Raw genomic sequence first — 25770 nt, 5'->3', positions numbered from 1 at the left:
GGGGGGCCGCAATGCGTGATCTGCCGTGGCCCGCGAGGGTCTACCTGCTCGCCGTCATCGGCGCGGCGGCGGCCCTCATCGGGCGCAGTCTGATCACCTCCGGGAGCCTGGTGGCCCCGGAGAATCTCGACGTGCTGCTCGTGCTCGTCCTGCTGTTCCTGGTGTGCGAGTCGATGCCGACCCTGCTCAACGTGGAGCAGTTCGCGGTGTCGGTCAGCTTCTCGGCGGCACTGGCCGCGGTGGTGCTCATCGGGCCTGAAGGGGCGGCGCTGGTGGGCCTCACGGCCACGCTGAGCGTGCGGCCGGGGCTGCCGCTGATCAAACGGGTGTTCAACGGCGCGCAGTTCGCCATCTGCGGCTACGCGGCCGGCGGCGTCTACGTCTGGCTCGGCGGCGCCGTCGGGGTGCCTAAGGTCAACGCCTTCGACGATCTCATCGGCCCCTACGCCGCGGCCACCGCCGTGTTCGTGCCGCTCAACATCCTGCTCACGCTCACCATGATCAGACTGGCCGCCAACGTCAGCGCCCTGGAGGTGCCGCTGCGCGGGCTGACCCAGTTCCTGCTGTCCTATCTGGGCTACGGGACGTTCGGGCTGCTGGTGGCCGGGCTGTGGGCGACCGTGCAGTCCATCTCGGCCGTGCTCGTGCTGCTGCCGCTGTTCGTGGCCCGGTGGGCGTTCGGTCAGTATCACGCGCAGCAGCGCTCCTACGACGCCACCATCGCGGCGCTGTGCCAGGCGGTGGAGACCAAGGACTACTACACCCGGGGTCACTGCACCCGCGTCTCGCTCGCCTCCTCCATGATCGCGCACGAGGTGGGCATGGGGCTGGAGCGGCTGCGGGCCATCCGCTACGCCGGCATGCTGCACGACGTGGGCAAGCTCGGCGTGCCCACCAAGGTGCTGCAGAAGGACGGGCCGCTGACGGAGGAGGAGTTCGCCGCGATCCAGCTCCATCCCATGCGCGGGCTGGAGATCGTGCAGGGGATCGACTTCCTGGACGAGGCGTTCGCCGGGATCATGCACCATCACGAGCGCCACGACGGCAAGGGCTACCCGATGGGGCTGGCCGCCGACGAGATCCCGGAGTTCGCCCGGATCATCGCCGTGGCCGACGCGTTCGACTCGATGACCTCCGACCGCGCCTACCGCGGCGCCAGGCCCGTCGAGGTGGCCGTGGAGGAGCTGCGCAAGGGCGCGGGCACCCACTTCGACCCGGTCATGGTGGAGGCCTTCATGCGCGCGCTGGAGCGCGACCCGTGGCAGCCGCCGGGCCGCGTCGACCCGCCGCCTCCCGGGGACGCCGACACCCTCACCAAGGACCACGACGACCCGACCATGCCCATCCAAGTGGTGACGGGACTGTGACGCGCACCCACCAGCGGCTCGGGACCGGGCAGCTGCTGCTCATCTGCGCGGCCGCCCTGATCGCCGTGGCCGGGATCGCGCACACCTGCGCGGTGGGTCTCGACCGGCCCGAGATCGCGGTCGGGTTCGGCGCGCTCATCGCGGCCGGCGAGCTCGCCAGGCTGACGATGCCGGGCAACAGGGAGGTGGCCCCCGTCGGCGCCGCCGCCGCGCTCGGCTACACGCTGCTGCTCGACCTCAGCCAGGCCCCGCTGCGCCACTCAGCGCTCCAGGTGGTGGCCGTGATCGCCGTGGGGATGATCGCCGGCGCGCTGCCGCACCTGGCGGTCGGCCGCCCGCCGCGCCTGGACGCGATGGCCCGCCGCCTGCTCACCGGCGCCCTGCTCGCTTTCGCCTTCCGCCCGCTCGCCGACCCCCTCTACCAGGCCACCCAGGGAGAGATGGGCACGTGGTGGCCGGCGCTCGGCGTGATGGTGGTGCTCATCAGCCTCAGCCTGCTGATCGACGTGCTGATCGCCGCCATGCTCCGGGCCGAGCAGTTGCGCACCGCCTTCAGGGTGGCGGTGCGCGACGAGCTCAACGTCGCCTTCCCGCTCGCCGCCGCCGTCGCCTCGTCGGGCGTGCTGCTGGCCCTGGCGACGCACAGCATGGATCTGGTGGCCCTGCTGGTCTTCGCCGCCCCGCTGCTCGTCACCCAGGTGGCCTTCCGCAAGTACGCCGGCATCCGCGCCACCTACCTGCAGACGGTCCGCGCCCTGTCCAGGGTCACCGAGGTCGGCGGCTACGTCGAGCCGGGCCACTCCCGCCGGGTCAGCCGCCTGGCGGTGGCGATCGGCAGGGAGCAGGGCATGGCCGAGCCGGAGCTGCTGGAGCTGGAGTACGCCGCGCTCATGCACGACATCGGCCAGCTCTCGCTGCGCGACCCGATCCCCGGCGGCGCGACCGTGCTGACCGACCCGGAGCAGGCCCGCCGCATCGCCGAGCTGGGGGCCGAGGTGATCAGGCAGACGGGCGTGCTCGACCGGGTCGCCGACCTGGTCAGCCGGCAGTGCGACGAGGTGAGCGAGGACCCGCCGCAGTCGAGCCGCATCATCAAGGTCGCCAACGCCTACGACGACCTGCTCGGCGGCTCGACCGACCGCGACCGTGCGGGTGCCGCCCTGGAGCGGCTCAGGCTGGGCGCGGGCACGGCCTACGATCCCGTCGCCATCGAGGCCCTGGCCCGGGTCGCCGGCCGCCCGTCACACCGGCGCTGAGCCCGGCGCCTCGGGGCGCCCGCCGCGCCGGCGCTGAGCCCGGTGTCGCAGGCCCTGTACGGCGCTGTGGGTTGGTTGTAGGTTTCCAACAGATCCGGTCGGCCGGATCGGTGGTTCAGGGGGAGAGGGACGGCGGTCCCGGCGGTCGTAGGGTTGGGCGCGTGCTCAAGGAGACGCTCGGCGCAGGGCCCCACGCGGCGGGCGACACACGGGCTCGGTCGGGCCGATGCGCGCGCGTTGTCGTGGAGACTGTCGGATCACTACACAAGGGAGTCGCGATGGCTGAGGTCCACGCTGAGATGGTGGCCAACGTGTGGAAGGTCGTCGTCCAGGAGGGCGACAAGGTCTCCGAAGGCGACACGCTGGTCATCCTCGAGTCGATGAAGATGGAGATCCCGGTGCTCGCCGAGGATGACGGCGTGGTGGTCCAGCTCAAGGTGGCCGAGGGCGACGTGATCCAGGAGGGTCACCTGATCGCGGTCATCGAGTAGCGCGGGCGAGGAACCGGTCGCGGTCCACCACGATCCGCTCGATCGTGCCGCGGGCGACCACGGCGTGCTTGTCCCGGGCCTGGAAGGCGAAGGTCAGCCGTCGGCCGTCGACCTTGGTGAGCTCGACGCCGATCTGCACATGGGCGCCGACCGGGCTCGCGGCCAGGTGTTCGAGCTCGATCCGGGTGCCGACGGAGGTCTCGCCGGGCGCGAGGGCCTGGCCGAGCGCCTGGACGGTGGCCTGCTCGGCCAGCGCCAGCAGCCGGGGCGTGGCCAGCACCGGGACGTCGCCGCTGCCGATCTTCTGAGCTGTGTCCTCTCGCTCCACCATGATGAGCAGCTTGGAACGGAGACCGGGCGCGAGCGTCATGGCCGTCAGCCTAGTGCCGGTCCCGGCTTCGGCTGCGGGCAGCGCACCCGGTACGGTGCTGTGATCTCACAGAAAACCGGGACAAGTGTGGTCGGTAGGCCGCAGGATAGGGTTTGTACGGCTTGTGGCAATTGTGTGGCATGTGAGGACAGTGAGCCGTACACTCTCGGAGTTCCGTGACCTCTGTGTTACCTCGCTGCGACACAAGTCCGCTTGGTTGGAGAACCCTGGGGTGGGAGAGGTTCTAGAGGTAGAGGGGTAGCGGGGGAAGTCATGGTGGCCCAAGGGACGACGCTGGCGGGGCGGTATCGCCTGGATACCCGCATCGGCGCCGGTGGCATGGGCGAGGTCTGGCGCGGAGAGGACACGGTCCTCGCACGGACCGTCGCCGTCAAGGTGCTGCTCCCAGGGCGCATGCAGGACCCGGGATTCCTCGCGCGCTTCCAGGCGGAAGCAAGAGCGATGGCGACGATCAACCACTCCGGCGTGGTCGACGTCTACGACTACGGCGTCAGCGGCGACACCGTCTACCTGGTGATGAAGTTCGTCGACGGGGAGCCGCTCGACCGGCTGCTGACCCGTCTCGGCAGGATCTCGCCGCAGCCCGCGATGGAGTTGATCGCGCAGGCGGCCTCGGCGCTGCAGGCGGTGCACGACCAGGGGATCGTGCACCGCGACGTGAAGCCGGGCAACCTGCTGGTGCAGCGCGACGGCACACTCGTCATCACCGACTTCGGCATCGCCAGGTCCGATCTGGCCAACCGGCTCACCGATGCCGGCATGGTGCTCGGCACGGCCGCCTACTGCGCGCCCGAGCAGGCCGAGGGCGCGCCCGTCACGCCCGCCGTGGACATCTACGCGCTCGGCGTGGTCGCCTACGAGTGCCTGGCGGGGCAGCGGCCGTTCGATGGTGACAGCCCTGTCACCATCGCGCTCAAGCACATTCGCGAGGCGCCCCCGGCGCTGCCGGGCGACATCCCGCCGCCGGTGCGGGCGCTGGTGGAGCGCGCGCTGTCCAAGGACCCTGCCAGGCGCTTCCCGAGCGCCAGGGCGATGAGCGACGCGGCTCGGATGATCGCCGCCGGTGATCTCTCGATGGACGTCGCCGTCCCGCCGACGACGGGCGCCACGATGGCGCCGCCGCCCCCGGTGGCCCACCACACGGGAGCGGTTCAGGCGACCCCCGAGGCCACCACGGTGGCCGGGCCACGCCAGGGCGGCCGGCGCGCGAGCAAGGCTCCCCGCAGAGGCGGGCTGATCGTGGGCCTCGCCGCCGCGGTGGTGCTCGGGCTGGGCGCCGGCGCGGTCGCGCTGAACGAGATGAGCTCGGAGAGCCCCCCGTACGTGGATGTGAAGGCGGGCTCGTCGCCGTCCGCGTCGTCGTCGGGCGACCCGGAGCCCACTGCCGAGCCGGACGAGTCGACGCCGACCAAGCCCAGGGAGACCAAGCCCCAGCCCACTCGGGAGCAGCCGGTTACCAACAGGACGTCACCGACTCCCACCGAGGCGGAGGTCGAGCCCACCAAGACCACCAGCCCCAGTCCCAGTCCCAAGCCCTCCAAGACACCGACACCGACACCGACACCGACGCCGAAAGTGAAGAGGCCGGTGCCGCAGGTGGTCGAGATGCCGTACTTCCAGGCCCGGACACTGATTGCCAAGGCGGGCTTCAAGCTCAACGCCGACGACCAGACCCATGGCGAGGTGGAGCCGTCCTGCCTCAAGATCGGCCAGAGCTGGCCGGACGGCGGCGAGCTGCTCGAGGTGGGCAAGACGGTGGACGTCGTCCTCATCCCCATGGTGCCGTGCAGCACGCCCACCCCGAGCGTGACGGTGACCACCACCGTCAAGCCGTAGCGCGCCGCCTCACACGCCGGTCGTGTTGCGCGGGTAGGCGATCGCCGGGTCCGTGGCGATGTTGACCATGTACGGGATCCCGGAGTCGAACGCCCGGCGCAGTGCGGGGCCGATCTCCGAGGGGTCGGTGACCAGCTCCCCGCCGCCGCCCAGCGCCGTGACGACCTGGTCGTAGCGGCACTGCGGCTGCAGCTCAGCGGCGACGTCGTAGCCGTAGAGCATCTGCATCGGGTGCTTCTCCAGGCCCCAGATGCCGTTGTTGCCGCAGATCATCACGACCGGCAGGCGGTGGCGTACCAGCGTGTCGACGTCCATCAGGGAGAACCCCGCGGCGCCGTCGCCCAGCAGAAGCACCACCTGGGAGGACGGGCGGGCCAGCCGGGCGGCGATGGCGTAGCCGAGCCCGGTGCCGAGGCAGCCGTACGGGCCCGGGTCGAGCCAGTTGCCCGGCTGCCTGGGCTCGACGTACTTGCCCGCGTAGGAGACGAAGTCGCCGCCGTCGCCGATCACCACGGCGTCCTCGGCCAGCACCTTGCCCAGCTCGCCGTAGATGCGCATGGGGTGGATCGGGTCGGAGTCGGCGGCCAGCAGGGCCGCGTCGCCGGCGATGGCGGCGGCGGCCTTGTCGGCCAGCTTCGTCACCCAGCCGGCGTAGCGGGTCGGCTTGACGCCCGCCTCGCCGCAGGCGTCGCCGAGGCTCCAGAGCACCACGGACAGGTCGCCCGCGGCCGAGGCGACCGGCCGCATGTGCGTGGTCAGGTGGGACGGCGCGTCGGCGATGTGCACCACCTTGGCCAGCGGCGCGCCGTCCTTGCCGCCGAACCAGCCGTAGCCGAGCCGGAAGTCGAGCGGGGTGCCGATGACGACGACCAGATCGGCCTGGGCGAAGGCGTCGCCGCGGGCGCGGGTGACGAGCAGCTCGTGGCCCGCGGGCAGGATGCCACGGCCCTGGCCGTTGGGGATGACCGGCAGCCGCCAGGTCTCCGCGAAGTCGCGGGCGGCTTCCTCGGCCCGGTCCATCCACACGTCGGACCCGTACACCAGCACCGGCCGCTCGGCCTCGGCCAGCAGCCTGGCGATGGCGCGCAGGTCGTCGCGGTCGGGCTCCAGCGGCGAGGGCGACTGCGTCTGCGTCTCGTGCACGGGGGCGGGCGAGAACAGGTGGTCCATGTAGAAGTCGAGGAAGACCGGGCCACGGTGGGGCGCGACCGCCGTCCGGAAGGCCATCTCGACGTCCTGGCTCACCGAGTCGGCGCCCGAGGCGGTGAACGCCAGCTTGGTGATCGGGGCGAGCAGCGGCGGGTGGTCCATCTCCTGCAGTGCCCCGCTGCCCCAGCGCGACTGTGGCGCGCGACCGCCCATGACGACCACCGGTGAGGCGTTGAAATGCGCGGTCGCCACGCCGCTGACGCCGTTGGTGATGCCGGGCCCGGCCGTCAGCACGGCCAGGCCGGGTGTCCTGGTGAGCCGGGCGGTGGCCTCGGCGGCGAAGACCGCGCTCTGCTCGTGACGCACGTCGAGGATGCGCATGCCCTCGTGCTGTGCGCCGTCGTAGAGGGGGAAGACATGCCCGCCCGACAGGGTGAACATGGTCTCGACACCGTAGGCCTTGGACACGGCGACGGCGGCGTCACCGGCGTGCTTCGCAGACTCCATGCCCGGGAACTTACCAATGAGTCACAAGAGTAAACAGTCCTTGGGCTCCCGCTCAGCAGCAGATGTCCACCGTGCCCTCCGGAGTGGACACGGTGATCTTCCGTGGCGACGTGGCGGTGTGGTCGGTGGAGACGGAGACCTGCGGGGCGTTCGCCGACACGTCATAGGGAGCGTCAGGCAGGTGCAGGTCGATGTCGCCGGATGTCCTGACCACCGCCCGCACCCGGCTGGGCGCCGTCCTGAACTCCAGGTCCACATGCCCGGAGCCCACCTCCACGTCGGCCTGGTCCGCGAAGAGGTCGTTCGCCCTGACAGCGCCCGAGCCGCTTCTGACGCGCAGGGGGCCGGGGATGTCGTAGACGCGGACGTCGCCGGAGACGGAGGTGACGCGCACGTCGCCGTGCACGCGGTCGACGCCGACGGGGCTGGTGGAGCTGACGACCTCGATGTCGGTCTCCTGAGGCACGAACAGTCGATAGTCGACCTCGCAGTGCTCCTCCTGCAGCCATTCCTGCACGCAGGAGGTGTCCAGCCGCAGCGTCCGGCCGTTCCAGTCCTCGGAGACGGACGGTTTGGCCTGTGACCACTGCAGCTCCCGGTCGACGACGATCATGCCGGCCTCGCCCGCGTGGATGTCGAGTCGTACGTGGCCTCCGTTCGCCTCGATCCGGAGCTGGGAGTTGCCCGGGAAGGGGATGGTCCGGGTGGTGTGCTCGCTCGGCGCCTGCGCCATGGCCATCCCTCGGGAAAGCGCCACGGTGGACATGAGCAGGGCCAGCACGGTCATCACAGAGCCGGCGATCAACCAGGCCGCTCTCATGGCAGGCTCCTGATCTTGAGGAACTGCAGGACGGCGAGCACTCGCCGGTGATCGCCTTCGGCGGGGGACAGGTCGAGCTTGGTGAAGATGTTGCCGATGTGCTTGCCCACCGCTCCCTCGCTGAGCACGAGCTGCCTGCCGATGCCCGCGTTGGAGCGGCCCTCGGCCATCAGCTGGAGCACCTCGCTCTCCCGGGGCGTCAGCCGGTCCAGCGGGTCGCTGTGGCCGCGCAGCAGGAGCTGGGCGACCACCTCGGGGTCCAGCGCGGTGCCACCCGCCGCCACCCTGCGCAGCGCGTCGATGAACTCGTCCACGTCCGCCACCCGGTCCTTGAGGAGGTAGCCGACGCCTCCCGTGGCGGCGGAGGCGAGGAGCTGGGCGGCGTAGCGTTCCTCGACGTACTGGGAGAGCACCAGGACCGCGGGCGCGGGCTGCGCCCGGCGCAGCACCAGCGAGGCGCGCAGGCCCTCGTCGGTGTGCGTGGGCGGCATCCGCACGTCCGTGAGCACCAGGTCGGGCCGGTGCTCCTCGGCCGCGCGCAGCAACTGCTCGGCGTCGGCGACGGCGGACACCACCTGCATGCCGGCGGCCTCCAGAAGCCGGATCAGGCCCTCGCGCAGCAGCACGGAGTCCTCGGCCAGCACTACTCGCACGGCAGATCCACCTCGATCGTCGTAGGCCCGCCCAGCGGGCTGCGCAGGCGCAGGGTGCCGTCCACGGAGTCGATCCGCTGGCCGAGGCCGCGCAGTCCGGTGCCGCCGTCGAGCGTGGCGCCGCCGCAGCCGTCGTCGTGGACGAGGACGTGCAGCCGATCGCCCTCGCGGCGTACGGTCACCTCGGCCTTGGTGGCCGCGGCGTGTTTGGCGATGTTGGTGAGTGCTTCGGACACGATGAAGAAGGCCACCGCCTCGATCGTCGGGGTGGTGCGGCGCTCGATGTCGACGCGCAGCCGCACCGGGATGGGGGCCCGCGCGGCCACGCCGGAGAGCGCGGCGTCCAGGCCCTGGTCGTTGAGCACCGCCGGATGCAGGCCGCGGACGAGGTCGCGCAGCTCCTTCAGCGCCTGCTTGGACTCCTCGTGCGCCCGCTCGATCGCCTCGCGGGCCGGGTCGGGCAGGTCGCTGAGGGTCGCGCGGGCCAGCCCGAGGTTCATCGCCAGCGACACCAGCCGCTGCTGGGCCCCGTCATGGAGGTCACGCTCGATGCGGCGGCGCTCGGCGTCGGCGGCGTCGATCACGCCGGCCCGGCTCTCGGTCAGGGTCTCGATCCGCTGTCCCAGCTCCTGGTGGCTGGGGCCGAGCAGGGTGCGGGCGATCGACAGGTCGAGCATGGCCATCGCCCGCGCCAGGATGGGCGCGAGGAACAGCAGCAGGATGCCGAGGACGATGTAGACGGCCAGCACCACGGGGTTGCGCAGGTCGATGGGGAAGACCAGGGGCGGCGGCTGGATCAGCGGTGGCAAGAAGGCGCTCACCCCGACCAGGCCCGCTCCCCATACGACCGCGACCATGACCGCGCCCACCATGCCCACCAGCGGGGAGAGCAGGTGATAGCCGATCTGCCGCCACAGGCTGCTGGTGCGCAGGGACGGCGCGGCCGGCACCGGCGGGATGCGCACGCCGAGGAAGGCCTCGAACCTGGAGCGCTGCACCCGGGTGAGCCAGGGCATGCCGCGGCGCAGCGCGGGCGGGATCACGGCCAGCACGAGGGTGAGCACGGCGAGCGCGAACCCTACGGGCGGCCCGGTCATGACGTGGGCCGTCGCCAGCCAGGCCCTCGCCGACCAGGGGCGGATGGCTTTCATGTCTCCAACGGTATTGATCGCGGCACCATGCGCGACATGGCCCTGCTGTGTCGCTCCAGGGTGGAGCTAACCCCACCCCCACAGCGGATTATCCCGCTAAGTCGGGAAAAGGTTAGGCTTTCGGCTTCGCCCGGACGTGCATCCGTTCGCCCTGGGAGCCGAACAGCGTGAGGATCTCGACCGGCTGGTCGTCGGCGCAGCCGAACCAGTGGGGCAGCCGGGTGTCGAACTCGGCGGCCTCGCCCGCGCGCAGCACCAGATCACGGTCGTCCAGCAGCAGCCGCAGCCGTCCGGACAGCACGTACAGCCACTCGTAGCCCTCGTGTGTCTGCGGCTCCGACCGGGGCCGGTCCGGCGGAATAATGATCTTGTACGCCTGCGGGCTCCCCGGCTGCCTGGTCAGCGGCAGGACGGTCATGCCGTTCAGCCGGCGCGGGGAGGGCTGGATGCGGGGGTCGTCGACCTCAGGCGCGCCCACGAGCTCCTCCAGGGGCACCCGGTAGGCCTGGGCGATGGGCAGCAGCAACTCCAGGCTGGGGCGGCGCTGGCCGGACTCCAGCCGGGACAGGGTGCTGGTGGAGATGCCGGTGGCCTTGGTCAGCGCGGACAGGGTCAGGCCTCGCTGGGCGCGCAGCCGCTTGAGCCGGGGGCCCACCTTGGCCAGCACCCCGTCGATCGCCGCCGTGTTGTCCATGGCATCTCTCATTCCCGGAAACAGCACGAGAAGTTGCCACAACCGGTGCATGAGCGCAAGCTCATGGCCCCAGCGTGAAGGTCTCCCTGAACACCGCCGGGTCGAACGAACCGCCCAGCGTGACGGCGAGGCCGCGCCGTGCCACGGCGGCGAACTCGTCGTCGCCGAGCTTACCCGCGTCCTCGGGGAGCACCCCGGCCAGGGGCCGCGCCGCCAGCATCTCCAGATCCCCCACGTTGCTCCGCTCGGCGGGGCCCGGACGGTCAGGCCAGGCTCCGATCACCACCCCGGCCAGGTCGAGCCCTCGATGGGCCAGCGCCTCCAGGGTCAGCGCGGTGTGGTTGAGCGTGCCGGGTCCGGCCCCGGTCACCACGAGCACCTGCGCCCCGAGCAGCCTGGCCAGGTCGGCGATGGTCGCACCGTCGTCGTCGAAGCGCACCAGCAGCCCGCCCGTGCCCTCCACGATCACCAGCCGGTTGCTCTCGGTCAGCTCACGGACCAGACGCGCCGCCGTGGGCATCGACACCGCCGGCTCACCCGCCGCCCGCGCGGCTGCGGCCGGGGACAGCGGCGCCGCGTACCGGGCCAGCTCGAACGTGGTCGTCACCCCGGACAGCCGGATGACCTCGTCGAGATCGCCTCTCGCGCCGGGCGGCACCCCCGTCTGGGCGGGTTTGACCACGGCCACGCTCGCTCCCCGGCCCCGCGCCAGCGTCGCCAGCGCCGCGCACACGACGGTCTTGCCCACCCCGGAGTCGGTCCCGCAGACGACGATCACACTCATCAGGCCAGCGTAGAGCGCCGGAGGCGGTGACTATGGGCGGCGCAACCGGGTGACGAACTTGTAGCGGTCTCCCCGGTAGAGCGACTGCGCCCACTCGACCGGGTTGCCGTCGGCGTCGAAGGCGTGGCGGGTCAGCAGCAGCATGGGCAGGCCCACGTCCACGCCGAGCAGCTTCGCGTCGTACGGGGTGGCGAGGACGGTCTCGATGATCTCCTCGGCGTCCGTCAGCCGTACGTTGTAGGCGTTGTGCAGCGTCTCGTACAGCGAGGAGTGCACTTCCAGCTCCCGCCGCAGCCGCGGGAAGCGGCGCGCGGACAGGTGGGTGGTGTCGACCGAGACGGGCTCGCCGTTGGCCAGCCGCAGCCGGTGGATGCGCAGCACGCGCCCGCCCGGGTTGATGGCCAGCCGCCTGGCCAGCGCTTCGTCGGCGGTGAGGTAGCCGATCTCCAGGATCTTGGTGTCGGGCTCCAGCCCGGCCGTGCGCAGGTCGCCGATGTACGAGGTCAGCTGCAGGACCTGGGCGACCTTGGGCTGCGCGACGAACGTGCCCTTGCCCTGGATGCGCAGCAGCCGCCCTTCCACGACCAGCTCGGTCAGCGCCTGCCTGACGGTCGTGCGCGAGGTCTCGAACCGTACGGCCAGCGTCCGCTCGGGCGGCAGCGCGGTGCCCGGCGCGAGCGACTTGGTGAGCTCGAGCAGGCTCCGTTTCACGTCGTAGTACTTCGGTACGCGAGGGCCGTCGTCTGTCACGCTCTCACCTTCACTTCTGCCACGGCGGTGAGGGCGTGTCGGATCACCGCGAGATCATCGGAACTCACATTGGCCCGAGCGGTCAACCTCGGGTGAAGGCGGCCCGCCGGCACGGACGGCGGCCGGCAGCCTCCTGCCCGCGGTTGCGGCTCCGCACGGGTGGCGGGATCCGGGAGGGCGTGGCCGGGCGGCTCGCTCGCCCTGTCGCACGCCGATCCGGGCAGCTCAGGCTGATGGTGAAGGATAACCGCAGGGGTGGGCGTGGCCGCAACCGAGGTCGGGGTGAGAGCGGGGCGGGGCGTGCGGATCCTGGTCGACCGGCCCAGGAAGGGCGGGTAATAGGGACGTAAGGGCTTAGACAGTGTGATGGTTCTCACAATGTGAGATTTCGCTATAAGCGCGGGTAGGCAGGGCTTTTGGCGTCTCGTATGCCGAGACGTCGTGTCGTGGCCGGCCCACGGCCCGCCCCTGTGGCCGAGGTGCGCGTACAGCCCCATGTGCGCATTCAACCAGGGGCCCGGTTTGGCTGTTCGGCGGGTCAGCACGCATGATGCACTCGTGCCGACTCTCAGCGACCTCGTCGTCCGCCACACCGCGCTGAACGCGGAGGACCTCGACTGGCTGCACTCCCTGGTCTCCGACTGGCAGTTGCTGGCCGACCTGTCGTTCGCCGATCTCATCCTGTGGGCGCCCCTGCTCGGTGAGGGCGGCTGGATAGCGATCGCCCAGATGCGCCCCACCACCGGGCCCACCGTCTATCACGACGACATCGTCGGCTCCGTGGCCGCCAAGGGCGAGCGCCCGCTGATCGACACCGCCTGGAACGAGCGGCGCATCTGCCGGGAGGGCGACCCCGACTGGTCCACCGGGGTGCCGGTCCGTGAGGAGACCATCCCGGTACGGCGCGCGGTCCCGGAGGGCGAGGCCCGCTTCCTGGCGATCATCCAGCGCTCCACGAACCTGTCGTCGGCCCGCACCCCGTCCCGGCTGGAGCTCACCTACCTGCAGAGCGCGTCCGACCTGGCGCAGATGGTGGCCGAAGGGCGCTTCCCCTTCTCCGGCGAGGAGCCGATCCTGGTCCGCTCGCCACGCGTCGGCGACGGCCTGCTGCGGCTGGACCGGGCGGGCCGCGTCACCTACGCCTCACCCAACGCGCTGTCGGCCTACCGGCGGCTCGGGCTGCACGCCGACCTGGTGGGGGCCGAGCTCGGCAGGGTGACCGCGACGCTGTGCTACTCCGACGAGCCCATCAACGAAGACCTCATGATCGTGGCCAGCGGGCGGGCCGCCAAGGAGACCGAGGTGGAGTCGGGCGGCACGATCGTCCAGCTCCGGGCGATCCCGTTGATCGTCGGCGGCGGCCGCATCGGCGCGCTGGTGCTCATCCGCGACGTGACCGAGCTCCGGCGGCGCGAGCGCGAGCTGATGACCAAGGACGCCACCATCCGCGAGATCCACCACCGGGTCAAGAACAACCTGCAGACCGTGGCCGCGCTGCTCCGGCTCCAGGCCAGGCGGCTGCAGGTGCCGGAGGGCCGCGAGGCGCTGGAGGAGGCCGTGCGGCGGGTCGGCTCGATCGCGATCGTGCACGAGACGCTCTCGCACGCGCCGGAGGAGTTCGTGGACTTCGACGACATCGCCGACCGGGTGATCGCGATGGCGGGAGAGGTCTCGGCGCCGGAGGCGGCGGTCATGCCGCGGCGGGTGGGCGGCTTCGGGGTGCTGCCCTCGCTGATCGCCACCCCGCTCGCGATGGCGCTGACCGAGTTGCTGCAGAACGCGCTCCAGCACGGCCGGCCCAAGCGGCTGCAGGTGGTGGTCGAGCCGGGGGCCGAGCGGCTCAACGTGCTCGTCTGGGACGACGGCCAGGGGTTGCCCGAGGGATTCGACCTCGACAGCTCCACCAGTCTCGGCCTGCAGATCGTCCGCACCCTCGTCGAGGGGGAGCTCTCGGGCAGGCTGGCGGTGAAACCGCGCGAGGGGGGCGGCACGGAGGTCACGCTCTCGATCCCGCTGCCTGCCGGGTGATCCCGCCCGGAAAGCCTGAACGCCGCGTCCCTGTGATCAGGGGCGCGGCGCTGTCCAGGCTCGGCGATTCGCTGCGGTTTTCAGACGGGGCTCCTTTGCCACGCTGTACTTCTCCGAAAGGGGCCCTGTTAGGCGGTGGCGCGGGCGCGGGCCCGTGCGCTGCGGCGCTTGAGCGCCCGGCGCTCGTCCTCGCTGAGGCCGCCCCAGACACCGGCGTCCTGGCCGGACTCCAGCGCCCACTTCAGGCAGGCGTCCATGGCCGAGCAGGAATGACAGACTTGCTTGGCCTCCTCGATCTGCATGAGTGCCGGTCCGGTGTTGCCGATCGGGAAGAACAGCTCGGGGTCCACGTCACGGCAGGCAGCTACGTGGCGCCAGTCCATGCGTCCACTCCTTAGTCGATGGAGCCTTAGGTCGGCTCCGGCTAACTTTGTGAATGATTTCACTAAGGCGTGCGAACAAGGTCCCGGAACGGTGTACCGGGAGATGTTCACCCGACGTCCGGAGGATCTTTGGGGTGTTAAAGGTCCTACGTTCCGACGTCGTGAATTGAGCTTTTCAGCCACGGAGAGTGCACGCAAGAGGGTGTGACCGAAGTTTTGGCCGTTTAGGATGTCGGATGCGTCACACAATCACAGAATGTAACCTGCTAGACCAGAACCTGTAATGCGTTCGGGGTAGCCCGGAATGTGACGTACTCGCGTTCGCCCAGGTAGTCCCCGTCCAGTTGAAAGGCCACCGGGCGGTTCGCGGTGAGCGTGAACTCCGCCTCGTCGTGGAGCTGCACCAGGTGCCTGCCGGACGGCAGGCTGTCACGCTGGGTGAGGATGTGCCGGATGGTCGGCACCATCGCCACGGGCCCGATCCGCCGCAGCGCCAGCATGTCGAGCCCGGTCTCGAAGCCCGCCCACGGCGTGGGCGTGACGGGCTTGCTGCCGATGTACGACCAGGGCGAGGTGTTGCTGATGATCGCCATGAACACGCCGGCGGCGGACGGGATGCCGGGGCCGGTCAGGCGCATGGCGGGATGCCGCTTGTCGGTCGCCAGATAATGCCGCAGGGCGGTGTTGACATACCGGGTCGGGGTGGCCTTCCGCCCGGCTCCCCGCAGTCCCTCGACGGCTCTGATGACCTCCGCGTCGTAGCCCAGGCCCGAGCAGAAGGTGAAGTAGCGGCTCTCGCCCTCCCACAGCGCCTGCCCCAGGCCGACGGTGCGCCGCCGGCCCTCGCGCAGCGCCTCCAGCACGGCGCCGGTGGCCTCGATGGGCTCGTTCGGCAGGCCCAGGGCCCTGGCGAAGACGTTGGCGCTGCCACCGGGGATGACGATCAGGCCCGGCCGCCCCGCGCTCGGGTCGTCTCCGGGCTGCTCGCCGCCGTTGACCGGGTTGAGCAGCCCGTTCACCGTCTCGTTGATGGTCCCGTCGCCGCCCAGCACGGCCACCACGTCGTAGCCCTTGGCGCGGGCCGTGGCGGCCAGGGCGGCCGCGTGTCCGCGGTAGCCCGTCTGCTCGACGGTCAGGTCCACGGCGGCGCCCAGCGCGCGGATCAGCACGTCGCGCGTCCGGGCGTTCGTGGTGGTGGCCTTGGGGTTCACCAAGAGCATCGTGCGCATACGGCCAGCGTATCCGCTGGTCGATGTCTACTTTGTGGATAAAGTCCTATTTTGCGAGGGTTCGCTGTGGGTGCCGCGCGGCGCACCGGGCCTGCGCATAGGTAGGGTTCGGATGTGTCGAAGCGTCCGTGGAGTTTGATCGCCGCCGCCCTCGTCGTCGCCCTCGAAGGGCTGATCGCCTCGGGGCTGGGCATCTACGTCCTGGTGGAGACGGTGCGCGGCGGGGCGGACGACCTGACGGCCGCGCTGGCCGAGGCGGCGTTCGGGCTGCTCATCGGCGCCGGACTGCTCTGGGTGGCCTGGGGCGGGCTGATGGCGGCCGAGCGGTGGGGGAGAGCGCCCAGCGTGCTGACCCAGATCTTCATGATCCCCGTGGCGGTCACGCTCATCCAGTCGGACCAGCCACTCATCGGGATCCCGCTGATCGTGGTCGCCCTGATCGGGCTCGGCACGCTGCTGGCGCCTCCCACCACCCACGCCCTCTATGGGGACGACACCTAGTCGTCGGCTGTCAGGCCCTCGCGGAGCTGGGCGAGGGTGCGGGCGAGCAACCGCGACACGTGCATCTGTGAGATGCCGAGCTCGGTGGCGATCTGCGACTGGGTCATGTTGCCGAAGAACCGCAGCAGCAGGATGCGCTTCTCGCGCGGCGGCAGCCGCTCAAGCAGCGGCTTGAGCGACTCGCGATATTCGACCCCCTCCAGCGACTCGTCGACGATGCCGAGCGAGTCGGAGACGGCCGGAGCGTCGTCGTCGCCGGAGTCAGGGGCGTCGAGGGACACGGTCGAATAGGCGTTGGCCGACTCCAGTCCTTCGAGCACCTCCTCCTCGGTCATCTTGAGGTAGGCGGCCAGCTCGGCCACCGTGGGCGCCCGGCCCTCGCGCTGCGACAGCTCGCTGATCGCCTTGGTGAGCGAGAGCTTGAGCTCCTGCAGCCGGCGCGGCACCCGGACCGCCCAACCCTTGTCACGGAAGTGGCGCTTGATCTCGCCGACGATCGTGGGCGTGGCATAGGTGGAGAACTCGACGCCGCGGTTGAGGTCGAACCGGTCGATGGACTTGATCAGGCCGATGGTGGCGACCTGAGTGAGGTCGTCGAGCCATTCGCCCCGGTTGCGGAAGCGGCGGGCCAGGTATTCGACCAGGGGAAGGTGAAGCTCGACCAGCTCGTCCCTGATGCGCTGGCGGCGCGGCTCCTCGGGACCGAGCTCGGACAGCTCGGCGAAGAGCATGCGAGCACGCACCCGGTCGGGCACGGCGTGTTCGCTGGTGGCCATGGCTCCAGTCCCTTCCGTCACGCCGACCTCGCCACGCCTCGGCGCTTACGCAGGACGATCGCCATGCGGTCGGGGGAGTCGGTCACCGCGTCGACGTCGTCTGCCAGCGCGGTCAGCACCATCCAGGCGAAATCATCGCGTTTCGGTGCGGAACTCCCCACTGTCGCGACCTCGACGCGGACCTGCATCTCCTGGCCCGTGAGCTCGAACTCGGCGGTCAGGTCGGTGCCCGGCACCGCCTCGCTCAGCAGCATGGCGCACGCTTCGTCGACCGCGATCCGCAGATCCTCGATCTCGTCCAGCGTGAAGTCCAGCCGGGCTGCCAGCCCGGCCGTGGCCGTACGCAACACTGACAGGTAGGCGCTGGCGGCGGGGAGCCTGATGCTCACCACGTCGCGGATGGCGGCCTCGCCTGTCGTGCGCGTCTCGGTTTCCTCGGTCACGTTCCTCCTCGCGTATAAGACGCCTACTGCAACTTACCGCCCTCGGGACGTGCTTGGCGGATTCAGACTCGCCATCGACGGAAAAGGCTCTGTGCGGTCTGGAGCCGCACAGAGCCTTTTGTGCCGGTTTAAGCGGCCTTGGTCTCCCAGAAGATCTTGGAGATCTCGTCGATCTTGCCCAGGAGGTCCTCGGCCTTCGCGACGTCGACCGTCCCCTTGCCACCCGCAGCGCCGGCCAGCTTCGTGGCGTCCCAGAAGAGCTGGTGAAGCTGAGGGTACTGCTCCAGGTGCGGCGGCTTGAAGTAGTCGGTCCAGAGCACCCAGAGGTGGTGCTTGACCAGCTCGGCCCGCTCCTCCTTGATGGTGATCGCGCGAGCGCGGAAGACCGGGTCCTCGTTGCCCGCGTACTTCTCCATGATCGCCTTGACCGACTCCGCCTCGATCCGGGCCTGAGCGGGGTCGTAGACACCGCAGGGCAGGTCGCAGTGGGCGGAAGCGACATGCTTGGGTCGTAGCAGTCGTGCGAGCATCAGAAAATCCTTCCTTGATGCCGAATCAGCTTGGTCCAAGTACCGACCTTACTCGCGTTGAAACGCCTTCGGAGGAGGGGGTCACAGCCATGAGAGTGCGTGTCGAGGGCGACTCGATGCGTCCGGCGCTGCTGCCCGGGGACTGGCTCCTGGTCCGGCGTGGCGCCCGGGTGCGTCCCGGCGACCTCGTGGTGGCCAGGCTGCCCGGCGAGCCGGACCGGCTGATCGTCAAGCGGGCCGCCTGGCAGGGCGAGGACGGCTGGTGGCTGGAGAGCGACAACCAGCGCGCCTCGGGCCGCCGCGACAGCTGGGACTTCGGCGCGGTCCCCGAGCTGGTCGGGCGGGTCGTGCTGCGTTACTGGCCGCTGCGTCACCGGCCACTGCGTTACCGGCCACCGCGTCACCGGCGGCTGCGTCACTGGCGGCGGCGCGCCCGGTAGGCGGCCACGTTGGCCCGGCTGGCGCAGCGCGTCGAGCAGTAGCGGCGCGAGCGGTTGGAGGAGGTGTCGAGGAAGGCGCGTGCGCACCGGGGGTCCAGGCAGCGGCCCAGCCGCTCGGCGCCCAGCTCGGCGACGACCGCGGCCAGGCCCATCACGGCCGCGGCGCCGGTCTGATCCGCCAGGTGCAGATGCCAGTGCCCGTCGTGGTCCGTCAGCTGAGGGCGTACCGGATAGCGGGAGAGCAGCGCGTTGAGCAGGCCGGCCACCGTCGCGCCGTCGCCGGCGTCGAACACCGCGGCCAGCTCCGCCCGGAGCGGCTGGAGCTCGGGCGGTGCGGCGGGATCGTTGACCAGGCGGACCGCCCACTCGGCGTAAGAGGTCAGGTCCATGCCGGAGTATTACACGAGAACCAGGGCGCCCCGAAACGGGACGCCCCGGTCGTCATCCCTCGGGGTGCAGGACGCGGTGGAGGAAGGAGCGGGTGCGTTCGTGCTGGGGGTCGCCGATCACCTGGCTGGGCGGCCCGTCCTCGACGATGACGCCGCCGTCCATGAAGACCACCCGGTCGGCCACCTCGCGGGCGAAGCCCATCTCGTGTGTGACGACGAGCATGGTCATGCCCTCCTCCGCCAGCTTGCGCATGACGGCGAGCACGTCGCCGACCAGCTCCGGGTCGAGCGCCGAGGTGGGTTCGTCGAACAGCATCAGGTCCGGGTTCATCGCCAGCGCCCTGGCGATGGCCACCCGCTGCTGCTGGCCGCCGGAGAGCTGGGCGGGGAAGGAGTCGCACTTGTCGCCTACGCCGACCTTCTCCAGGTTGTCCCTGGCGACGACCTCGGCCTCCCGCTTGGACCGCCTGAGCACCCGCTGCTGGGCGATCATCACGTTCTGCAGGGCCGTCATGTGCGGGAACAGGTTGAACTGCTGGAACACCATGCCGATGCGGCGCCTGACGGCGTCGATGTCCACATCCAGGTCGGTGACCTCGATGCCCTCGACGTAGACGTGGCCCCTGGTCGGCACCTCCAGCAGGTTCACACAGCGCAGCAGCGTCGACTTGCCGGAGCCGGAGGGCCCGATCACGCACACCACCTGGCCGGGCTCGACCAGCATGTCGATGCCCAAGAGCACCTTGTTGGCGCCGAAGTGCTTGTGCAGGTTCTTGATCTCGATGGCGTGGGTCATCGGCCCGTCCCCTTGAGCTTCTCCAGCCGTCCCGCGAGGTAGCCCAGCGGGATGGTGACGATCAGGTACGTGATGCCGGCGACCATGATGGGCGTGGCGTTGGCGTACTGGGAGGCCAGGTCGTTGCCGAACTTCGCCAGCTCGACGTACTCACCGGAGACGCCCAGGAACAGGACCAGGGAGGAGTCCTTCAGCAGGGCCACGAACTGGTTGGTGGTCGGCGGGATGACGATCCGGATGGCCTGCGGGATCACCACGGTGACCTGCGACCTGGCCGCCGACATGCCCAGTGACCTGGCGGCCTCGACCTGTCCCCGGGGGACGGCCTGCAGGCCCGCCCTGAAGATCTCCGCCTGGTAGGCCGCGCCGACCAGGCCGAGCCCGAGGATGCCCTGTCCGTAGGTGCCGAACGGCACCACGAAGCCGGGCAGCGCCAGCGGCAGGAAGGTGATCAGCAGGAAGATCAGCAGGGCCGGCAGGCCGCGGAAGATCTCGATGTAGATGGACGAGATCCACCGGTACGGACGCACCGTCGACAGCCGCATCAGCGCGAGCAGCAGTCCGAACACGGCCGACAGGACGAAGCCGCCGACCGTGTAGATGATCGTGTTGCGCAGGGCGACCGTGAACAGCTCGGGCAGGGCCTCGGCCGCCACGTCGACCTTGGCGAAGTTCTGGGCCAGGCTCGGCCAGTCGGCGTAGAGCACGACCCCGACGAGGGCGGCGATCAGGAGGGCGTACTGGATGCCGCGGCTGATGCGCTGCTTCTTACGGGGGCTGAGCCGGGCTCGTACCGGCTCAGCCGTACCGGGCAGTTCCGCCATGGATCAGCCCAGCTCGCCGGGCTTCTTGCCGAACCACTTGACGAAGATCTCGTCATAGGTGCCGTCGGACTTGGCCTTGGTGATCTCGTCGTTGATCGTCTTGAGCAGGACCGGGTCGGCGCCCTTCTTGAGGCCGATGCCGTACTGCTCGCCGGTGTCGAGGCTGGCGATCACCTCGAACTTCTCCGCGACGTCCGACTTCTTCAGCCAGGTGAGCACCACGGGGAGGTCCTGGACGATCACGTCGGCCTGGCCGGACTGCAGGGCCAGGAGTTCCTTGGCCGAGTCGGCGTACTCCACCGGGTCGAAGCCCTGCTTCTTGACGTAGTCGAGGCCGGTGGTGCTGGCCTGCGCGCCGAGCTTGAGGTTCTTGGCCTTGACGTCCTCCAGGGAGGTGGCGCCGGTGCCCTTCTTGGCCAGCAGGGCCTGCGTGGCGTCGAAGTACGGGACCGAGAAGTCGATGTTCTGCTGGCGCTCGGGGGTGATCGTCATGCCGGCGGCGGCCACGTCGCACTTCTTGGCGGCCATGGCGGCACCGCTCTTGATGACGGCGAAGTCGATGTCCACGATCTCCTGCTGGACGCCGAGCTTCTTGGCGGCCAGATCAACGATGTCCACGTCGAACCCGACGATCTTGCCGCTGGCGTCCTTGAACTGGAACGGCTCGTACGGGATGTTCGTGCAGACGGTGAGCTTGCCGGGCTTGACCAGTTGTGCGCCACCGGCGGCCGAGGCGGTGGCACTGGAGGTCGTACTCGAGCCTCCGGTGTCGCCGCCGCAGGCGGTCAGTGCCAGAGCGGCGGTCAGGGCGAGCGCGCCGGCGGCGGAGCCGCGGCGTGTCAAGGGCCAGAGGGCCATGAGAGGCCTCCTCAAGTGATATGCCACGAAAGTTGAGTTTTGTGCAGTTTAGATGGGTTTTAGCAGCGGTCCGTCATCTGCCATTTAACAATGCGTCAACGGATCAGCGTCGGCCTCGATACCGGAGGCCGTCTCAGCATGTGGCAGTATGGGGGAACGGGTGACCCCCGTAACCCCCTCAACGAGACGATCGACGAGGGGAACCTGGCGGCTACCGAAGCCAGGCCTCTCGAGTGTCTTCCGAAGGTCTCTTCCGTCCGCTGAACTACTGGGGTTCTGTGTCCATGACACCCGCTCTCGATCACGATCCTGCCTTCGCCCTGCACCGCGGGGGAAAGCTCGAAGTCCGTTCCACCGTGTCGGTCCGCGACGCCGGTGACCTGTCGCTCGCCTACACCCCCGGGGTGGCCCGCGTCTGCACCGCCATCGCCGAGACGCCGGCGCTGGCCGACGACTACACCTGGGTCTCCAACGTGGTGGCCGTCATCACCGACGGCACCGCCGTCCTCGGCCTCGGCGACATCGGGCCCGCCGCCGCCATGCCGGTCATGGAGGGCAAGGCCCTGCTGTTCAAGGAGTTCGGCGGTGTCAACGCCGTCCCTCTCTGCCTCGCCTGCACCGACGTCGACGAGCTGGTGGAGACCGTGACCCGGCTCGCGCCCTCGTTCGGCGGCATCAACCTGGAGGACATCAGCGCGCCGCGCTGCTTCGAGGTCGAGTCCAGGCTCCGCGAGCTGCTCGACATCCCGGTCTTCCACGACGACCAGCACGGCACCGCCATCGTCGTGCTCGCCGCCCTGCGGAACGCCGCGCGCCTCACCGGCCGCACCCTGGGCGACCTGCGCGCCGTGGTGGCCGGCGCGGGCGCCGCGGGCGTCGCGGTCGCCCGCATCCTGCTGGAGGCCGGCATCGGCGACATCGCGGTGGCCGACTCCAAGGGCCTGATCTACGACGGCAGGGAAGGCCTCAACCCCGTCAAGCAGGCCCTGGCGCGTGACACCAACAAGGCGGGCCACACCGGCTCCACCGAAGAGGCCCTGGTGGGCGCCGACGTGTTCGTGGGCCTGTCGGGTTCGACCGTCACCGAGCAGACCATCGCCGCGATGGCCGACGACGCCATCGTCTTCGCCCTGTCCAACCCCACGCCCGAAGTCCTCCCGGAGGTCGCCGCCCGGCACGCCGCGGTGGTCGCCACCGGCCGCTCCGACTATCCCAATCAGATCAACAACGTCCTGGCCTTCCCCGGCGTCTTCAGGGGCGCGCTGGACGTCAGGGCCACCACGATCACCGAGAACATGAAGGTGGCCGCCGCCAACGCGCTGGCCGCCGTCGTGGGTGACGACCTCACCGCCGAGTACGTCATCCCGAGCCCCTTCGACGAGCGCGTCGCCCCCGCGGTCACGGCGGCCGTCGCCGCTCAGGCCAGGGCCGACGGCGTGGCCCGTACGAAGGACTGAAAGGCCTCTCTCCGGGCAGGAGGACGCGGTCCCGCATCCCCAACGACAATTCAAGCCGGCACCGGGAATCTCTCAATTCCGCTAACTCCCCGTGCTATAAAAAGAGCTCTCTGTAAGGATGCGGGCGCCCCCGACTCCTGTCATGAGGAGAGCGATGGAACGCGAGCCCAACCGACAGCTGCAGCAGCTCATCGCGGAGGCGGGCTTCTCCCACAAGGGACTGGCCAGGCGCCTCAACGACCTGGGCGCCGCGCGCGGCACCCCCGGCCTGAAGTACGACCACAGCTCCGTGCTGCGCTGGATAGGCGGCCAGCGGCCGAGAGACCCGGTGCCCTGCCTCCTCACAGAGATATTCGCCCTACGACTCGGCAGGCCCGTGACGGCGGAGGATCTCGGCATGTCCGCCATCACGACACCCCTCGATCTCGGGCAGGAGTTCACGCACACGTGGCAGGAGGGGGTCAGGACAGTGACAGCGCTGTGGCGGGCCGACGTGGAGCGGCGAAGGTTCCTGATCGACTCGACGTTCGCGATAGGCGCGGGCTCGGTGGGGGCCGTGCGATGGCTCACGTCCCCGCCTGAAGGACGGCCCAGCAGTACGGGCGCGCGCCGGGTGGGCAGAGCGGACATCGCCGCCGTGCACGAGGTCACCCGCTCCTTTGGCGAGCTCGACAACCGGTTCGGCAGCGGGCGGGTCCGCTCCTCGGTCGTCAAATACCTCGACACCGCGGTGACCCCGCTGCTCAGAGACGGCTCCTACGGCGACAGCACCGGCCGCCGGCTCGCCGCCGCCGCTGCCGAGCTCACCAGGCTCGCGGGCTGGATGGCGTACGACCTGGAGCAGCACGGCCTCGCCCAGCGTTACCTCATCCAGGCCCTACGCCTGGCCAGAGGCGCCGACGACCACGCGCTCGGCGGGGAGATCCTGGCCGGCATGGCCCACCAGGCCATCTACATGGGCCAGCTGTCCCACGCGCTCGACCTGGCGCGCGCCGCCCAGCTCGCCGCCCGCCGGGCCGGTGTCCCCACCCTGCTCGCCTCCAGCCACGTCCTGGAGGCGCACGCCCACGCCGGGCTCGGCGACGCCCGCTCCTGCGGCCACTCGCTGCACGAGGCCGAACGCGCCTTCGACGCCCGCAGCCCCGCCGACGAGCCCCGCTGGCTGAGCTACTTCGACGAGGCCTACCTGGCGGCGAAGTTCGCCCACTGCTTCCGCGACCTCGGCGAGGGCGAGCGCACGGTGCGGCAGGCCCGGCGCTCCCTCGACATGGACGGACGGTACGTACGGGGCCGGATGTTCAACCTGTCGCTGCTGACGGCGGGGCTGCTGCAGTGCGGTGAGCTGGAGGAGGCCTGCACGGTCGCGGTGGGGGCGTTGACGCTCGCCGGCGAGCTGCAGTCGGCGCGGTCCCGGTCCTACGTGGCCGACCTGCGCAGGCGGCTGGAGCCGTACCGGAACGAGCCCGCAGTGGTGGCGCTGCACGAGCGGACCCGGGAGCTGGTGGCCGTCTGAGACATGAGCTGGTCGCCGTCTGAGCATGCGTGGAGCCCGTCACCTTGCGCGGTGACGGGCTCCCGTGCGGTCGTTACTTGCCGTGCGGTCGTTACTTGAGCAGTTCGCCGTTCGGGCCGACGACCGGCTTCGTCTCGGCGTAGTTGGCCTTGTTGTACACGTCGGCCACCTCACCGTCGAAGTAGGGGGAGCTGATGGTGTCCACCCGGTCGTTGCCGTCCTGGTCGTGGAACATGCTCGTCACGCCGTTGAGGTAACCGGTGCGCTTGCTGTTGCTGTAGCGCAGCAGCCACGGGCCGCCGTCCGCGCCGCCGGTCATCGAGCACTTGAGCACCTGGTGCGTCTCGACGCGGAACGTGTTCGCCTGGTACGTCTTGGTGCCGGTCTTGCCGTAGCACCACTTGGGCGTCACACCGGTGAAGGCCTTGTGGCCGTCGGGGTGCGGCTCACCCGGGTAGCCGAAGACGGTGACCTGCTGGCCCAGGGGCTGGTTCCAGGCGACGCCCTGGCCGCCGACCGCGTCGCCCAGGCGACCGGTGTCCTTGGCCAGGCCGACGTAGAAGACCGTCCTGAGGTAGTCCGTCTTCGCGGTCTCCTTCACCCAGTACTTCAGGAAGTAGTGGGTGATGGTGAAGTTGCCCTGCGCGTCGATCTTCTGGTAGCCGGGGCCCTTGTACGCCTTGTACTCACTTTGGGTGACGTGGTCGACGACCATCTTGTCCGCGGCCTGGGTGCCGTTGCCGTCACCCTTGGGAGCCTTGTCGAACTGCTCCTTCTCGACTTCCTTGTAGGCCCTCTTCTTGTCGCCCTTGTAATCGGGGCCGACGATGTCGGCGGTCGTCGAAAGCTTTGCCCAGCAGTCGGCGGTCTCGCCGCCGTTGAGGTCGACGCACTTCTGGTACGTGGCCGCGTCGATGGCGACGTCCTTGACCCACTTGTCGCCGGTCCACTTGTCGTACTCGGCCTTGCCGACCTGCTTCTGGCCGTTGAACCGGAAGCCGTTGTGCACCGCGACGAAGGCGAAGTCGCCGTCGTAGTCGTCGTAGGTGTCCAGGTCGTAGGCCGTGAAGGCGTAGGCGCCCGCGTAGACGCCCCAGGGGGCCTTGCCCTGGTAGTAGCCGGGGACGAACACCCACTTGTCGTAGACGTCGTCCTTGCCGTTCTCGAAGACGCAGTGACCCGCGGTGGCGACCAGGTTGCGGTGCCTCGACTGGATGGAGGTGGCGGAGCACCAGTGGTATTCGCCCTTGTTGTCGAGGAAGAACACCTTGCCGATGGTGCGCGGCAGGTTCACGTTCTTGACCTTGGCGCCGGCCGGCGCGTTGGTCGCGGGGGCGGTCGAGCCGGGCTTGCCGTCATCCGGCTGGTCGCTGGCCTTGGCGACGACGACCTTGTTCACGGCCTTGGCGTCCCAGTGGTACTGGGTGGCCTTGCGGAGGGCGGCGCCGTTGGCATCGAGCCAGAAGTTGGCGTTGCTGTAGCCGTCAGCGGGCTTGGGGGCGAGAGGGTCGGACGCCCAGGTGGGGACCGCCGCGCTGGCGGGCACGGCGAGAGCGGCAGCGCTCAGGGCGGTGGCGGTGAGGGGGATGAGCAGGCGCTTCACGGGAAGACTCCACAACATTAACAAAAGGGGTGTTAGAACCCTATCGTCACTTTGGTCCCACAGTTAAGAGCTTTCGGGATGTCCGGTAAAAGGCCGAAGGGCCCGGCAGAAGCCGGGCCCTTCGGGTGGAACTGAGTGAGTACGAGGTTTG

The 25770-nt window shown here is 70.0% G+C and carries 27 protein-coding genes; 9 read left to right on the top strand and 18 right to left on the bottom strand.

Features of this window, described 5'->3' with window-relative positions:
- The first annotated feature begins 11 nt into the window (after positions 1 to 11).
- From ACIBQX_RS17200 to ACIBQX_RS17190, 3 genes are all read left to right on the top strand, one after another.
- Positions 12 to 1367: an HD-GYP domain-containing protein gene (locus tag ACIBQX_RS17200; protein ID WP_397005383.1), complete on the top strand. Its 1356-nt coding sequence runs from the start codon at positions 12 to 14 to the stop codon at positions 1365 to 1367.
- A complete protein-coding gene (locus tag ACIBQX_RS17195) occupies positions 1364 to 2623 on the top strand; it encodes an HD-GYP domain-containing protein (protein WP_397005381.1) in 1260 nt (419 codons plus the stop codon). Before ACIBQX_RS17200 ends, ACIBQX_RS17195 begins: the two co-directional genes overlap by 4 nt.
- Before the next feature lie 278 nt (positions 2624 to 2901).
- Complete coding sequence (locus ACIBQX_RS17190) at positions 2902 to 3114, top strand: biotin/lipoyl-binding carrier protein (protein ID WP_397005379.1); 213 nt, start codon at positions 2902 to 2904, stop codon at positions 3112 to 3114.
- On the opposite strand, the gene ACIBQX_RS17185 is transcribed toward ACIBQX_RS17190, so the two are convergent.
- Positions 3104 to 3484 (bottom strand): thioesterase family protein, encoded by a 381-nt coding sequence (locus ACIBQX_RS17185; protein ID WP_397005377.1) that lies wholly within the window; start codon positions 3482 to 3484, stop codon positions 3104 to 3106. The two genes, ACIBQX_RS17190 and ACIBQX_RS17185, sit on opposite strands and share 11 nt — an antisense overlap.
- A gap of 273 nt (positions 3485 to 3757) precedes the next feature.
- Here ACIBQX_RS17185 and ACIBQX_RS17180 point away from each other — a divergent pair, with 273 nt between their 5' ends.
- Entirely contained in the window at positions 3758 to 5341 is a 1584-nt protein-coding gene (locus ACIBQX_RS17180; RefSeq protein ID WP_397005375.1) for a protein kinase, read from the top strand.
- A gap of 9 nt (positions 5342 to 5350) precedes the next feature.
- On the opposite strand, the gene ACIBQX_RS17175 is transcribed toward ACIBQX_RS17180, so the two are convergent.
- From ACIBQX_RS17175 to ACIBQX_RS17145, 7 genes are all read right to left on the bottom strand, one after another.
- The gene (locus ACIBQX_RS17175) at positions 5351 to 6997 is read right to left on the bottom strand and encodes an acetolactate synthase (RefSeq protein WP_397005373.1); all 1647 of its coding nucleotides are present in this window, start codon (positions 6995 to 6997) and stop codon (positions 5351 to 5353) included.
- Between the two features lie 52 nt (positions 6998 to 7049).
- Positions 7050 to 7817 carry a DUF4097 family beta strand repeat-containing protein gene (locus ACIBQX_RS17170; protein WP_397005371.1) on the bottom strand — a complete coding sequence of 256 codons (768 nt, stop codon included), beginning with the start codon at positions 7815 to 7817 and terminating at the stop codon, positions 7050 to 7052.
- Complete coding sequence (locus ACIBQX_RS17165; RefSeq protein ID WP_397005369.1) at positions 7814 to 8470, bottom strand: response regulator; 657 nt, start codon at positions 8468 to 8470, stop codon at positions 7814 to 7816. Before ACIBQX_RS17165 ends, ACIBQX_RS17170 begins: the two co-directional genes overlap by 4 nt.
- Positions 8461 to 9621: a histidine kinase gene (locus ACIBQX_RS17160; protein WP_397005367.1), complete on the bottom strand. Its 1161-nt coding sequence runs from the start codon at positions 9619 to 9621 to the stop codon at positions 8461 to 8463. The genes ACIBQX_RS17165 and ACIBQX_RS17160 overlap by 10 nt, the downstream gene beginning before the upstream one ends.
- 112 nt (positions 9622 to 9733) lie before the next feature.
- Positions 9734 to 10315, bottom strand: coding sequence for a helix-turn-helix domain-containing protein (locus ACIBQX_RS17155; protein ID WP_397005365.1), 582 nt, complete (start codon positions 10313 to 10315; stop codon positions 9734 to 9736).
- A 61-nt stretch (positions 10316 to 10376) separates the two neighbouring features.
- A complete protein-coding gene (gene bioD / locus ACIBQX_RS17150) occupies positions 10377 to 11099 on the bottom strand; it encodes a dethiobiotin synthase (RefSeq protein WP_397005363.1) in 723 nt (240 codons plus the stop codon).
- 30 nt (positions 11100 to 11129) lie between these two features.
- Complete coding sequence (locus ACIBQX_RS17145; protein WP_397005361.1) at positions 11130 to 11849, bottom strand: GntR family transcriptional regulator; 720 nt, start codon at positions 11847 to 11849, stop codon at positions 11130 to 11132.
- A gap of 558 nt (positions 11850 to 12407) precedes the next feature.
- Between ACIBQX_RS17145 and ACIBQX_RS17140 the strand changes: the two genes are divergently transcribed.
- Complete coding sequence (locus tag ACIBQX_RS17140; protein WP_397005359.1) at positions 12408 to 13877, top strand: histidine kinase N-terminal domain-containing protein; 1470 nt, start codon at positions 12408 to 12410, stop codon at positions 13875 to 13877.
- 128 nt (positions 13878 to 14005) lie between these two features.
- Here the strand turns inward: ACIBQX_RS17140 and ACIBQX_RS17135 are convergent, their stop codons facing one another.
- The gene (locus tag ACIBQX_RS17135; RefSeq protein WP_189136389.1) at positions 14006 to 14260 is read right to left on the bottom strand and encodes a WhiB family transcriptional regulator; all 255 of its coding nucleotides are present in this window, start codon (positions 14258 to 14260) and stop codon (positions 14006 to 14008) included.
- A gap of 266 nt (positions 14261 to 14526) precedes the next feature.
- Positions 14527 to 15489, bottom strand: coding sequence for a diacylglycerol/lipid kinase family protein (locus ACIBQX_RS17130; RefSeq protein WP_397005357.1), 963 nt, complete (start codon positions 15487 to 15489; stop codon positions 14527 to 14529).
- A 114-nt stretch (positions 15490 to 15603) separates the two neighbouring features.
- On the opposite strand from ACIBQX_RS17130, the gene ACIBQX_RS17125 reads away from it, so the two are divergent.
- The gene (locus ACIBQX_RS17125) at positions 15604 to 15990 is read left to right on the top strand and encodes a hypothetical protein (RefSeq protein WP_397005355.1); all 387 of its coding nucleotides are present in this window, start codon (positions 15604 to 15606) and stop codon (positions 15988 to 15990) included.
- Here ACIBQX_RS17125 and ACIBQX_RS17120 read toward each other — a convergent pair.
- The 3 genes from ACIBQX_RS17120 to sodN form a co-directional block, all read right to left on the bottom strand.
- A complete protein-coding gene (locus tag ACIBQX_RS17120; protein WP_397005353.1) occupies positions 15987 to 16766 on the bottom strand; it encodes an RNA polymerase sigma factor SigF in 780 nt (259 codons plus the stop codon). The genes ACIBQX_RS17125 and ACIBQX_RS17120 overlap by 4 nt on opposite strands.
- Before the next feature lie 17 nt (positions 16767 to 16783).
- Entirely contained in the window at positions 16784 to 17209 is a 426-nt protein-coding gene (locus ACIBQX_RS17115) for an anti-sigma factor (protein ID WP_189136393.1), read from the bottom strand.
- A 128-nt stretch (positions 17210 to 17337) separates the two neighbouring features.
- Positions 17338 to 17739: a superoxide dismutase, Ni gene (gene sodN, locus ACIBQX_RS17110; protein WP_397005351.1), complete on the bottom strand. Its 402-nt coding sequence runs from the start codon at positions 17737 to 17739 to the stop codon at positions 17338 to 17340.
- Positions 17740 to 17828: 89 nt separating this feature from the next.
- Between sodN and ACIBQX_RS17105 the strand changes: the two genes are divergently transcribed.
- Positions 17829 to 18179 carry a S24 family peptidase gene (locus ACIBQX_RS17105; RefSeq protein WP_397005349.1) on the top strand — a complete coding sequence of 117 codons (351 nt, stop codon included), beginning with the start codon at positions 17829 to 17831 and terminating at the stop codon, positions 18177 to 18179.
- Here ACIBQX_RS17105 and ACIBQX_RS17100 read toward each other — a convergent pair.
- The 4 genes from ACIBQX_RS17100 to ACIBQX_RS17085 are packed head-to-tail and all read right to left on the bottom strand — an operon-like array spanning position 18155 to position 21046.
- The gene (locus ACIBQX_RS17100) at positions 18155 to 18568 is read right to left on the bottom strand and encodes a CGNR zinc finger domain-containing protein (RefSeq protein WP_397005347.1); all 414 of its coding nucleotides are present in this window, start codon (positions 18566 to 18568) and stop codon (positions 18155 to 18157) included. The genes ACIBQX_RS17105 and ACIBQX_RS17100 overlap by 25 nt on opposite strands.
- A 52-nt stretch (positions 18569 to 18620) precedes the next feature.
- On the bottom strand, positions 18621 to 19364 hold the full coding sequence (locus ACIBQX_RS17095) for an amino acid ABC transporter ATP-binding protein (RefSeq protein ID WP_397005345.1): 744 nt from the start codon (positions 19362 to 19364) through the stop codon (positions 18621 to 18623).
- On the bottom strand, positions 19361 to 20188 hold the full coding sequence (locus tag ACIBQX_RS17090) for an amino acid ABC transporter permease (protein ID WP_397005343.1): 828 nt from the start codon (positions 20186 to 20188) through the stop codon (positions 19361 to 19363). The genes ACIBQX_RS17095 and ACIBQX_RS17090 overlap by 4 nt, the downstream gene beginning before the upstream one ends.
- A 3-nt stretch (positions 20189 to 20191) precedes the next feature.
- Entirely contained in the window at positions 20192 to 21046 is an 855-nt protein-coding gene (locus ACIBQX_RS17085; RefSeq protein WP_397005341.1) for an ABC transporter substrate-binding protein, read from the bottom strand.
- Positions 21047 to 21330: 284 nt separating this feature from the next.
- Here ACIBQX_RS17085 and ACIBQX_RS17080 point away from each other — a divergent pair, with 284 nt between their 5' ends.
- Together ACIBQX_RS17080 and ACIBQX_RS17075 are read left to right on the top strand one after the other, a co-directional pair.
- Positions 21331 to 22503, top strand: coding sequence for an NADP-dependent malic enzyme (locus tag ACIBQX_RS17080; RefSeq protein WP_397005339.1), 1173 nt, complete (start codon positions 21331 to 21333; stop codon positions 22501 to 22503).
- 154 nt (positions 22504 to 22657) lie between these two features.
- On the top strand, positions 22658 to 24016 hold the full coding sequence (locus tag ACIBQX_RS17075) for a hypothetical protein (protein ID WP_397005337.1): 1359 nt from the start codon (positions 22658 to 22660) through the stop codon (positions 24014 to 24016).
- Positions 24017 to 24107: 91 nt separating this feature from the next.
- On the opposite strand, the gene ACIBQX_RS17070 is transcribed toward ACIBQX_RS17075, so the two are convergent.
- Positions 24108 to 25619: a trypsin-like serine peptidase gene (locus ACIBQX_RS17070; RefSeq protein WP_397005335.1), complete on the bottom strand. Its 1512-nt coding sequence runs from the start codon at positions 25617 to 25619 to the stop codon at positions 24108 to 24110.
- Positions 25620 to 25770 lie beyond the last annotated feature (151 nt).

Source organism: Nonomuraea sp. NPDC049714 (assembly GCF_044465295.1).
Lineage (GTDB): Bacteria > Actinomycetota > Actinomycetes > Streptosporangiales > Streptosporangiaceae > Nonomuraea.
This window is presented reverse-complemented; position numbering and strand designations above follow the sequence as displayed.

What these genes read in the sequence shown, in the direction of transcription:
- ACIBQX_RS17095 (WP_397005345.1), bottom strand. Translation starts at nt 19,364, where the DNA reads ATGACCCACGCCATCGAGATCAAGAACCTGCACAAGCACTTCGGCGCC.
- ACIBQX_RS17190 (WP_397005379.1), top strand. Translation starts at nt 2,902, where the DNA reads ATGGCTGAGGTCCACGCTGAGATGGTGGCCAACGTGTGGAAGGTCGTC.
- ACIBQX_RS17090 (WP_397005343.1), bottom strand. Translation starts at nt 20,188, where the DNA reads ATGGCGGAACTGCCCGGTACGGCTGAGCCGGTACGAGCCCGGCTCAGC.
- ACIBQX_RS17170 (WP_397005371.1), bottom strand. Translation starts at nt 7,817, where the DNA reads ATGAGAGCGGCCTGGTTGATCGCCGGCTCTGTGATGACCGTGCTGGCC.
- ACIBQX_RS17160 (WP_397005367.1), bottom strand. Translation starts at nt 9,621, where the DNA reads ATGAAAGCCATCCGCCCCTGGTCGGCGAGGGCCTGGCTGGCGACGGCC.
- ACIBQX_RS17135 (WP_189136389.1), bottom strand. Translation starts at nt 14,260, where the DNA reads ATGGACTGGCGCCACGTAGCTGCCTGCCGTGACGTGGACCCCGAGCTG.
- ACIBQX_RS17175 (WP_397005373.1), bottom strand. Translation starts at nt 6,997, where the DNA reads ATGGAGTCTGCGAAGCACGCCGGTGACGCCGCCGTCGCCGTGTCCAAG.
- ACIBQX_RS17155 (WP_397005365.1), bottom strand. Translation starts at nt 10,315, where the DNA reads ATGGACAACACGGCGGCGATCGACGGGGTGCTGGCCAAGGTGGGCCCC.
- ACIBQX_RS17120 (WP_397005353.1), bottom strand. Translation starts at nt 16,766, where the DNA reads ATGGCCACCAGCGAACACGCCGTGCCCGACCGGGTGCGTGCTCGCATG.
- ACIBQX_RS17185 (WP_397005377.1), bottom strand. Translation starts at nt 3,484, where the DNA reads ATGACGCTCGCGCCCGGTCTCCGTTCCAAGCTGCTCATCATGGTGGAG.
- ACIBQX_RS17200 (WP_397005383.1), top strand. Translation starts at nt 12, where the DNA reads ATGCGTGATCTGCCGTGGCCCGCGAGGGTCTACCTGCTCGCCGTCATC.
- ACIBQX_RS17130 (WP_397005357.1), bottom strand. Translation starts at nt 15,489, where the DNA reads ATGCGCACGATGCTCTTGGTGAACCCCAAGGCCACCACCACGAACGCC.
- ACIBQX_RS17180 (WP_397005375.1), top strand. Translation starts at nt 3,758, where the DNA reads ATGGTGGCCCAAGGGACGACGCTGGCGGGGCGGTATCGCCTGGATACC.
- sodN (WP_397005351.1), bottom strand. Translation starts at nt 17,739, where the DNA reads ATGCTCGCACGACTGCTACGACCCAAGCATGTCGCTTCCGCCCACTGC.
- ACIBQX_RS17085 (WP_397005341.1), bottom strand. Translation starts at nt 21,046, where the DNA reads ATGGCCCTCTGGCCCTTGACACGCCGCGGCTCCGCCGCCGGCGCGCTC.
- ACIBQX_RS17080 (WP_397005339.1), top strand. Translation starts at nt 21,331, where the DNA reads ATGACACCCGCTCTCGATCACGATCCTGCCTTCGCCCTGCACCGCGGG.
- ACIBQX_RS17105 (WP_397005349.1), top strand. Translation starts at nt 17,829, where the DNA reads ATGAGAGTGCGTGTCGAGGGCGACTCGATGCGTCCGGCGCTGCTGCCC.
- ACIBQX_RS17100 (WP_397005347.1), bottom strand. Translation starts at nt 18,568, where the DNA reads ATGGACCTGACCTCTTACGCCGAGTGGGCGGTCCGCCTGGTCAACGAT.
- ACIBQX_RS17075 (WP_397005337.1), top strand. Translation starts at nt 22,658, where the DNA reads ATGGAACGCGAGCCCAACCGACAGCTGCAGCAGCTCATCGCGGAGGCG.
- bioD (WP_397005363.1), bottom strand. Translation starts at nt 11,099, where the DNA reads ATGAGTGTGATCGTCGTCTGCGGGACCGACTCCGGGGTGGGCAAGACC.